The sequence below is a fragment of the Tenacibaculum ovolyticum DSM 18103 genome, from assembly GCF_000430545.1.
In the GTDB taxonomy this organism is placed as follows: Bacteria; Bacteroidota; Bacteroidia; order Flavobacteriales; family Flavobacteriaceae; genus Polaribacter; species Polaribacter ovolyticus.
The window spans coordinates 1-1,529 of the sequence record NZ_AUMF01000037.1; the positions used below are offsets into that span (position 1 = coordinate 1).

Below are 1,529 nucleotides of genomic sequence, written 5' to 3' on the forward strand. Positions count from 1 at the left end.
GAGATTTCTTTAAAGGGTCGTGGAAGATTACCACGTTGATAGGATACAGGTGTAAAGGCAGTAATGTCATAGCCGAGTATTACTAATAACCCATAGGCTTATGTATAGTTCCCGACCTTCGGGTCGGGACGCAAACTCTTTTGATAATTTACGATATGATTTTACTAATATGTTAACTTATACAGTTGAAATATACTGAACGATTTAAGGTGATTATCGCAATGGGGCTCACCTCTTTCCATCCCGAACAGAGAAGTTAAGCCCATTTGCGCCGATGGTACTGCCAATGGTGGGAGAGTAGGTCGTTGCCTTTCTTTTAAACCTCAATCTATAACTAGATTGAGGTTTTTTTTTGCGCTAAACTGAAATGAAAACAAACAATTAGTATTTAATAAAAACAACAATCTAAAGTGTCTATACTTTATATTGAACTACCTCTATTTAAATAGATATAAGTAATTTTATTAGAAGATAATAGAGTGTTCTTTAATAGTTGGTAATGTGCTACATAAAATATCTCCTTTATTAGTTAAAATATAGATTGAGTTTTTTTTTAAGTGTGAGGAATATTGAAAATTAAAAACCCTTAATAGTCTAAAAAGAGAAAAATAATTAGAAAACACACACTCCTCTAAATATAAAAATTTTTATGTATTAAACTTTTTAATTTTTTTGCAAGACATAGTAAAATAATACTAAACTAAATTTAGAAATATATCTCCTTGTAATAAGAATAAAAAATTAATAAGACAGGTTTTCTGTATGTATAAGAAAAGGGAAATATTTAAGTATAAAAGAAGAGCAAGTATGTTTACTGGAGGAATTAATGTAAAGAAGATTTATTATTAATATATAGAGCAGAAAAGTCATTAGTTGTAATATATGAATTATGCTTGTCAAGTAATACCTCAGTTATAAAAACTTGAAATATGATTTTCCAATAAACAATTATAGAGAAAATTTACTTTTAAACTTTATAGAATAATATAATATAGATTTTGAAACATGAAAGAGGACTAAATTTTATTATAGAGTTATAAAAAACTCTATAATAATGAAGAATAAAGATTAAAATGCTATAATAATAGTTTCCTAATCAATTTCTATAATAACAAGATTCTATAAATGCATATAAAAAAGTAGATAAGAAACAGCATAATAGATCTTTTGTTAGAAAGAAAAGAAGCATAATAAAATAAAATGATAGACTTATAAAAGGAGAAAATAAGAATATCAAGAGAATAAATAGAAGTAAAGGTTAAAATATACTGAGATCATCTAGAACTAATGTCCCTCTTTTAATAGTAAGATTAACAAGTTCAGAATTATTTTTTGTAGTATATCATTGGTAAAACAAACAAAATGCATTCTGTAAACCTTTGAAAAACAACACTAATTAAAATACTTCAAAAAAAAGATAAAATAAAGCATTGCTATGTTAGAAAAGGAATCTATATTTGCACCCGCTAAGGGAAAAACATAGGTTTAAGATTAGCAAAAGTTCATTAAAAAGGTTGTTATTATATTTT

At 26.0% G+C, this 1,529-nt stretch carries 2 rRNA genes; both read left to right on the forward strand.

The features are described 5' to 3' along the window. Positions 1 to 106 (forward strand): 23S ribosomal RNA (locus H518_RS0110000); the annotation flags it as partial. 99 nt (positions 107 to 205) lie between these two features. Further along, positions 206 to 314: ribosomal RNA gene (gene rrf / locus H518_RS0110005) — 5S ribosomal RNA — on the forward strand. Positions 315 to 1,529: the final 1,215 nt, after the last annotated feature.